8 protein-coding genes are annotated in these 8,449 nt (G+C 68.0%); all 8 read right to left on the minus strand.

Annotation, left to right across the window (positions count from 1 at the left end; genetic code table 11):
* On the minus strand, positions 1–295 hold a 295-nt coding region (locus JMF90_RS13035), incomplete at its 3' end, for an AMP-binding protein (RefSeq protein ID WP_201325146.1).
* Between the two features lie 42 nt (positions 296–337).
* Positions 338–1,468 carry a trans-acting enoyl reductase family protein gene (locus JMF90_RS13040; protein ID WP_011548639.1) on the minus strand — a complete coding sequence of 377 codons (1,131 nt, stop codon included), beginning with the start codon at positions 1,466–1,468 and terminating at the stop codon, positions 338–340.
* Between the two features lie 173 nt (positions 1,469–1,641).
* Positions 1,642–2,313, minus strand: coding sequence for a c-type cytochrome (locus tag JMF90_RS13045; RefSeq protein WP_011548640.1), 672 nt, complete (start codon positions 2,311–2,313; stop codon positions 1,642–1,644).
* On the minus strand, positions 2,314–3,795 hold the full coding sequence (locus JMF90_RS13050; RefSeq protein ID WP_011548641.1) for an FAD-dependent oxidoreductase: 1,482 nt from the start codon (positions 3,793–3,795) through the stop codon (positions 2,314–2,316).
* A gap of 44 nt (positions 3,796–3,839) precedes the next feature.
* Entirely contained in the window at positions 3,840–4,808 is a 969-nt protein-coding gene (locus tag JMF90_RS13055; RefSeq protein WP_011548642.1) for a YCF48-related protein, read from the minus strand.
* A gap of 32 nt (positions 4,809–4,840) precedes the next feature.
* Positions 4,841–5,125: a hypothetical protein gene (locus JMF90_RS13060; RefSeq protein WP_011694909.1), complete on the minus strand. Its 285-nt coding sequence runs from the start codon at positions 5,123–5,125 to the stop codon at positions 4,841–4,843.
* Positions 5,126–5,156: 31 nt separating this feature from the next.
* The gene (locus JMF90_RS13065; protein ID WP_011548644.1) at positions 5,157–7,517 is read right to left on the minus strand and encodes an RND family transporter; all 2,361 of its coding nucleotides are present in this window, start codon (positions 7,515–7,517) and stop codon (positions 5,157–5,159) included.
* Positions 7,518–7,578: 61 nt separating this feature from the next.
* Positions 7,579–8,449, minus strand: an 871-nt coding sequence (locus tag JMF90_RS13070; RefSeq protein WP_201325147.1) for a DUF1302 family protein, incomplete at its 5' end; no start/stop codon positions are given.

Below are 8,449 nucleotides of genomic sequence, written 5' to 3' on the forward strand. Positions count from 1 at the left end.
AGTCGAACGCATCGAGCACGTACTGGTTCTCGGCCACCGCGTTGCGGCCGTTCACCGGGATGTACGCGAGCCCGGCGCGCCACATCCCGAGCGCGCAGCTCCAGCCGATCACGTCGTTGTCGGCCCACACCGCCGCCTTCGCCTCCTTCGCGAAGCCGGCGGCGAGCAAGCCGTTGGCGATGCGGCACGACAGCTCGCCGATCTCCTGGAACGTGTAGTTGCGATCGCCCTGGATGTACGCGATCCCGTCGGGATTGAGCCGCCAGCCGCGGTCGTAGAAATCGATAATGGCCATGTCACAAGTTCCGTTGGGTCTGGTCCGGTGCGGCGGCGGCCGTCACAGTTGCGTGACCGTCGCGCGCGCGAGCCCGCGCTGTTCGAGGAAGCCGAGCAGGTAGCGATGGCCGAATGCCTTCGAGCCGGACGCGAAGCCGGTGCGCGCGGTATCGCCGTCGAGCAGCTTGAGCACGCCGGCCGCGTGAATCGCGCCCGTCGAGATGTACGGCGTGACGCCATGCACGGTCGCGCGCACCGCCGCGAGCTGGCCGCGGCCGATCGCGAAGTCGACGCTGCGCTGGATCGTCGTGCGCTCGCGCGGCGGCATCGTCGGCGTGGTCGACGCGACGACCTGCTTCAGCACTTCGTCCTGTTGCTCGCGCGGCAGGTGCTTGTATTCAGCTTCCCACTTCTGTCCGAACTGGTGCACCAGCTTCATCACGTTGTTGTCGTAGAAGCCCACGCACGAGATGCAGCTGCGCACGCGCGCATCGTGCTCGAAATAAACGGGCAGCGACGTGCCACCCCACGGCAGGCAGAACACCGGCTGCATCAGTTCCGGCGTCGCGACGGTGAACGACGCGTCCGCGGCGTGCGGCACGAGCGCCTTTTCCCACAGGTAGCAGGACTCGTGGCGCGCGCCGTCGAAGATCGTCGCGGTCGAGCCGATGCTCACGCCGGCCGCGCCGCGCGGGCCGCGGGTCAGCGTGGCCGTCTCCAGCGCATCGATGCCCGGCGTTTCGAGCGCGAGCTCGGCGGCGATCTCGGCGAACGTGTACATGTACGCGTTCGACGACGACACCAGCAGGCCGGCCTGGCGATACTGCTCGCCGAATTCGTCGCGCACCGCACGGATATACGACTGTTCGCCGGTCGTATCGAGATGGTGACAGCCGGCCTTCAGCGCGGCCTCGACGCCGACGAGCCCGAAGCTCGAGAACGGTCCGACAGTGTTGCACACCACTTTCGCCCCGCGGAAAGCCTTCACGAGCGCATCGACGTCGTGCTCCGCCTCGATGATTTCGTATTGCGCGGATTCGAGCCGCACGACGCGCTGCGCCATCATTTCCTTCGCGCGGGCCGCATTGCGCGCGACCGCCGTGAACGGGATGTTCTGGTCGATCAGCCAGTCCATGATCAACATGCCGGTGTAACCGCTTGCGCCATAAACGACGACGGGGTGCTTAGCCATGCTTGTCTCCTGAAACGTGAATTGTCGAGAACCGGTTCGGTTCGAGGTCGGGTACTGCTGCTTCGTATCCGGCGTGTTCTTTTGTAGAACACATTACCAATCTTAGGTCACTATGACAAAGTAAAGTGTAAAGAAAAAGGCAGGGTATTCCCGGGCCTGGCGCGTTTCGCGCATCACTTCGCCGCCCCGTCCGGCGACAGGCCGGCCAGATAGTGCGCAACCGCACGCGTATCGTCGCCCGACAACGTCGCGGCCAACGCATTCATCGCCCCGGTCGGATCGTGCCGCTCGCCCGAGCGGAACGCCGCCAGTTGCGCTTCCAGGTAAAGCTGCCCCTGGCCCGCGAGGCGCGGGGCCGGGTCCTTGCCCGTCAGCGCCGCGCCGTGACACGCGCGGCAGCTTCGCGCCTCCACGAGCGCCATTCCCCGCTTGTCGAGCGCCGCGTCGGCCGACACGGCCTCGTTGCGCGCCGGCGCCTGTCGCGCGAAGTAGGTCGCCAGCGCGGCGATCTTCGCGTCGTCGAGTTCGCGCGAAAGCGGCCCCATGTACGCGTTGCGGCGCTGGTCCGTGGCGAACGCGCGCAGTTGCGCGGCGATATACGTGGCCGGCTGGCCGGACAGCGACGGATACCATGCGCTCTGCGACTGCCCGTGCACGCCGTGGCAGAAGAAGCACGTCTCCTGCGGCTGCGGCCACGCGCCGCCGTTGGCCTTGTCGGCTTCGCCGATCGCGGTCATCGCCTTCTGGTAACGCATGCCGTCGATCAAGTCGGGGCCGTACAGCGTGCCGGCTGCCGCCACGCCCGCGATCACGAGCGCCGCGCCGATCATCCAGGTTCGTTTCATTCAGGCCTCCCGGCCGCGGCCGGCCAGTTTGCCGAGCGCCTGCAACGCCGCGCGGTGTCCGGAGCGCACCGCGCCGTCCATCGCGCCGGCCCACAGGTCGGCCGTCTCGGTGCCCGACCAGATCAGCCGGCCGGCTTCCGGGCGCAGGAACTTGCCCCATTTCGTCCAGAACCCGGGCGGCAACGGGTGGATGCACTGCAGCGTCCACGGATCGACGCGGCCCCAGTCGTAGTCGTGGAACTGCGTCGGATGCAGCGCCTTGTCGCCGAGCGCGCGCGCAAAGATGGCCGACAGCGTCCGCTCGGCGGCCTTCGGCTCGGCCGGCAGCGCGCCCGGCGCGACGAACGCAGCGAGCACGCCAACCGAGCCGTCCGGCGGCGAGTTGTCGTACGCCATGAACACCGGGCCGCCGACCTCGAAGATCTGTCCGTTGTAGCCGTCGTCGCGCCAGAACGGCCGGTCGTACACGTGCACCGTCTTGCGCATCGGCGCGTTCGCCGGCCAGTTCCGCTGCAACTGCGCGCGGCCGTCCGGCAGCGGCGGATCGAACACGATCTGCTGGCACAGCGCCGGATTGAGCGCGACGATCACCCGTCGCGCGCGCAGCACGCCGCGATCGGTCTGCACGTCGACCACGTCGCGATCCCAGCCCGAGATCTTGCGCACCGGGCAGGACAGTTGCACCTTCGACGCGCCGAGTTCGCTCGCCATCCGCATGCTCAACACCTGCGAGCCGCCGACGAAACGCGTTTCCTGTGCGCCGCCCTTGGTCGATTCGAGCTTCGCGTAGTCGCAATCGGCGCTGTTGATCATCGACAGGTAGTGCAGCAGCCCGAGCTGGGCCGGTGCGCCGCCGAGCGACAGCTTCGCCGCGAGGCCGAGGAAGTAGCCGTCTTCGTACGTCACGCCCTGCTTGCGCAGCCAGTCGCCGTAGGTCAGCGTGTCGAGCTCCGCCGCGTGCTGCGCGGTCCACGGTTCGCGCGACGGCACGCCGCGGGCGAGCGCACCGAGCTTCGCGCCGAGCGCGTCGTCGCCGCCCGATCCGCCGTGGAAATCCTGGGCGACGCGCGCGTCGCCGGCCAGCACGACGGTCTTGCCCGCGTAATAGGTCGGGAACGTATCGACGCCGAGTTCGCGGGCGAGGTCGGCGATCGCCGTCTGCCCCGGGCCGATCCACTGGCCGCCGGCTTCGGACACCACGCCGTGCCCGAGATCGTGGTTGTAGGTCCGCCCGCCGACGCGATCGCGCGCCTCGACGACGACGAACGATTCGCATCCGGCGCGCTGCAGGTCGCGCGCGGCGGTCAGCCCCGCGAGCCCGGCGCCGATGATGACGACATCGAACACGCCGCGATCGGCGGCTGCCGGCGCCGCGCCTTCCGCGAACGACACGTCGCCGGTAGCGAGCGACGCGGCGCCCGCGGCCGCGACGCGCAATATCTGACGCCGGGCCCGCATGTCCGGCTTGTGCTTGGGCTTCATTTCGGGTGCTCCATGCTTCCTCGTTTTTCTCGACCAGATTCAACTCACGGCGCGGCCAGCACGCCGTCCTGCGAAAACAGCACCGGCTTGCCGCGCGCGTCGATCAGCGCGGCGGTGAGCGTCGCCCGATCCGCGCGCTGCGCGACGTCGAACGGGCCGCCGGCCACGCGCTGCGTCAGCACGAGGCCGTCCAGCCCGACGCCGGTCAGCCCGCCGCCGGTCGCGACGAGATCGGTGATCGAGCTGCGCGTGCCGGTCTGCAGCGCCGCCCACGTCGCGCCGCCGTCGCGGCTCTCGAACAGGCTGCCGAGCAGCCCGCCGACCACGATCCGGCCGTCCGGCATCGCGACGCCCGACCACAACGTGCCCTTGCCGCCCGTCGGCAGATAGACCCAGTTCGCGCCACCGTCGGCCGACTTGAGCACCATCCCCTGTTCGGACACGACGTAGAGCGCATGGGCGGGGTCGGCAAACACGTGATAGAGATTGCGGTCGGCCTTGCCGCCGCCCGGCGGCTTCGGCAGCGTCGTGCGCGCCCATGTCTTGCCGCCGTCGTGCGTCTGCAGCATCAGCGACCACAGGCCGACGGCAATCCCGTCCCGCGCATTCGTGAACAGCACCGAGAACAGCGGCTGATCGACCGACGTATCGAGCCGCTGCGTGACCCATGTGTCGCCGCCGTCGTCGGTCGCGAGAATCGCGCCCCACTGGCCGACTGCCCAGCCGTGCTTCGCATCCGCGAACGACACGGCCGACAGCGTCGCGGACACCGGCACGCGCCGCGCCTGCCGCCAGGTCCTGCCGTCGTCGTCGGACAGCAGCACGATGCCGTGCTCGCCGACCGCGACGATCCGCGCTCCGGCATGCGCCGCATCCATCAGCATCCGGTGCGTCGGCGCGGCCCACGCATGCGCGGGCTTCGCGGCCCAGGCCGCCACCGTTCCATCCTGCGGTTGCGCGAAGGCCGCCACGGCGGCACAGAGCGCGGTACCGGCAACGAGCGTCTTGATCATCGATGAACCTCCGTAGTGGGTGTGCGCGGGTATCAGTGGCTGAACAGCACCGACCAGCCGGCATGCGCGACGCCGAGCACGACGACGGGCGGCTTGTCGACAGCCTGCGCGGCCGCCGTCTGACGCCCGGCGTCGCCGTCGCTCGACGAAGGGGTCACCGCCGCTGCGTCGACCGCGGTGTGGCGCACACTGACGCGTTTCACGTCGGTCGCGAACGCGTGGACCGGCGCGGGCTGCTGCGCGACCGTTTCATGAAAGCGTGCGAAGGCGGCCGCCACGAGGCAAAGTGCGCCGCAAACAGCGAAGGTCTTGACCATGACTGGATCTCCGTCGGGATGTGCGTCAACTTCAGTGACTGAACAGGCCCGGCGCGCGAGCCGGCTTGCGGCGCGGGAACCAGCGTTCGAGCAGCGACGCGAGCGCGGGCAGCGCGGTCATCGCCATCACCAGGTTCACGATGAACATGAACGCGAGCAGCTTGCCCATGTCCGCCTGGAACTTGAGCGCCGAGAAGCTCCACGTCGCCACGCCGATCGCCAGCGTGATCGCGGTGAAGATCGTGGCCACGCCCACTTCGAGCATCGCGTACTGCACGGCCTTCACGATGTCCTGCCCGCCGGCGAGATGCACCTGCAGCCGGTTGTAGATGTAGAACGCGTAATCGACGCCGATGCCGACGGCCAGCACCATCACCGGCAACGTCGCGACGGTCAGCCCGATCTGCAGCTCCTTCATGAACCAGTAGCCGATGAAGGTCGCGACCGACAGCGGCACGCAACAGGCGAGCATCGCGCGCCAGTCGCGGTAGGCGAGGAACACGAGCACCAGGATCGCCGCATACACGTAGAGCATCATCGGCAGCTCGCTCTTCTCGACCTCGTCGTTGGTCGCGGCGAGCACGCCCGCGTTGCCGGCGGCCAGCCGCACCGTGATGCCGGGGAACGGATGCGACGCGCGGTACTGCTTCACGTCGTCGAGGATGCGGTTGATCGTCGTCGCCTTGTGGTCGGTCAGGAACAGGTGCACGGCCGTCATCCCGCAGTCGCGGCTCATGAAGCCCTTCAGGCGCGACACGTCGACCGACACCGCGCCGTAGTTCTCGGCGGCGATCGGCACGACGTTCATCTTCGGGAAATCCTCGTTGTAGCCCTGGTTGTACGCGCGCAGCATCGCCGAGTACGACTGCACCGACACGACGCCCGGCTCGGTCTTCATCGCGGCCGAGAAGTCGTCCTCGTACAGCCCGACCGCCGGGTTGTCGCATGCCTTGCCGGTCGATTCGATCGCCACCGTCAGCCAGTCGAGGCCCATGTCGTAGTTGCCGGCGATCGACGTCGCATCGCGATTGAAGCGCGCGTCCGCGCGCAGTTCCGGCGCGCCCGGCTGCAGCGTGCCGATCACGCGATCGCGGCTTTGCCATGCGGCGAGGGCGAAGATCGCCACCGTCAGCGCGACCGTGATGCCCGCGTACTTCGGCTCCGCCACGCGGGCGAGCACGCGCAGCGGCTTCGCACGCTGCTGCGCGCGCTTCAGCGAAGCGTCCGCATAGGTTTTCGTGAAGTTGAAGCACGATGCCGCGACGGGCAGCAGGATCAGGTTCGTCACGATCTTGTACGCGACGCCGAGCGACGCGGTGATCGCCAGCTCGCGCACCATCGGGATCGGGATCAGCAACAGCGTGATGAACGACACGAACGCGGTGATCAGCGCGAGCACGCCGGGGATCAGCAGGCCGCTGAAGCTGTGGCGCGCCGCATCGAACGAACTCTGCCCGTGCGCGATCTCGCGGACGATGAAGTTCACCTGCTGCACGCCGTGCGACACGCCGATCGCGAACACGAGGAACGGCACGAGCACCGCGAGCGGATCGAGGCCGAAGCCGAGCAGCTTCAGCGTGCCGAACTGCCACACGAGCGACGTGAGCGAACACGCGACCAGCAGCACCGTGAAGCGCACCGAATGGCAGTACCAGTACACCGCGAGCGTGGTCAGCAACAGCGCGACCGCGCAGAAGCCGAGCACGGCCGTCGCGCCGTCGGCGATGTCGCCAATCTGCTTCGCGAAGCCGATGATCTGGATCTCGTAGCCGGCATCCTCGAACGGCTTGCGGATCTTCTCCTCGAGCAGGTGATTGAACGCCACGTAGTCGAGCACCTTGCCGGCGCTGTCGCGCTCGTTCAGCTCGGCCGTGATCATCGCGCTGTCCTCGCCGTGCGACACGAGCGTGCCGACGTAGCCGCCGAGCGTGGTCGCGCGGCGAATGCCCTGCACGCGGTCCGGCGTCAGCTGGTCCGGCGTGATGGTGCCCGGAATGATCGGCTCCGCGCGAAACCCTTCGTCGGTCACTTCGTTGACGAACGCGTTCGGCGTCCACAACGAGCGCACGCCGATCCGGTCGACGTTCGGCAGGTACGTGACGGCCTGCGTGACGTCGTATAGCCGCGTCAGCCCCTGCTTCGACCAGATCGAGCCGTGCTTCGCGCGCACCACCACCGTGATCCGGTTCGCGCCGAGCAGGTCGTTGCGATACTGCTGGAACGTGCGGATGTACTCGTGCCCGATCGGCATCTGCTTGTCGAAGCCGGCATCCATGCGCAGTTGCACGGCGAACACGGCCATCGCGACGGTGAACAACGCGATCGCCGCGAGCACGATCGCGCGATGACCGAAGAAGAGCCTTTCCAGGCGACTGACCAGACGATTGAGCACGACGTTACCCCTTCATGTATTGCGGCGGCCTGCGCCACCTGCTACTTGCCGATCGCCGCCGTCAGAAATTCCGCGTGACGAACAAGCCGACGAAATTGCGGTCCGCATAGGGCTGGCCCACCGTGTTGTGGCCGCCCCAGAACGAAGTGAAGTTGATGCCGGCCTGCCAGTTCGGCGGGTTCTGGTTGAACAGCACGTAGACGTTCAGCGACTTCGCACCCTGCATGTAGTTCGCGGTGAAGGTCGGCGTGTAGCCGTACAGGCCGGTGCTGAACGTCACGCCCGGCGTGACCTGCCAGCCGGGAATCAGCGAGCCGTCGTAGGTCCAGTTGAAGTCGATCGTCGCGCCCACCGAGCTCGACGTGCCCTGGCCCATCCCGATCGGATAGCCGGCCGCCGAGCCGTTGTTCAGCCACGGCAGGTAGCCGGCCTGCGGCACCTGCGTGACGGTCTGCCCGCCAACCGTGCGCGTCACGCCGCTCGGGCTCAGCCCGGGGTAGTAGATCCACGTCAGTTCCCAGGTCAGCGCGGCCGAATCGGCGCCGAGCATCTTCAGGAACGGGTACTCGCTGCGCGTGAGCGCGAGCAGCCCGTTGATGTCGTACTGGAACTTCTTCTTGTCGACCCATTGCGGGCAGTCCACGCCGGCCACGCCGTTCGTGTTCAGGTCGAGCGGGCCGCCCGCGCCGTAGCAGCTCGACAGCGCGACCGCATCGCGCGGCCGGTACGACAGTTCGGTGCCGATCGCCCACGGGCCGACGCCGAAGTTCGCGCTGACGCCGAACAACTGGCGCCGGCCGAGATACGACCATTGCTCGGTGCCATTCGCGAGCGACGCGAGCACCGGCGACTTGTCGGTGTAGTTCAGGTAGTAGAACGCGAAGTTCGCGTCGAACGAGCGCGGCGAATAGTTGAACTTCACGCCGAACTGC

Source organism: Burkholderia sp. E168m23, from assembly GCF_016586125.1.
In the GTDB taxonomy this organism is placed as follows: domain Bacteria; phylum Pseudomonadota; class Gammaproteobacteria; order Burkholderiales; family Burkholderiaceae; genus Burkholderia; species Burkholderia orbicola.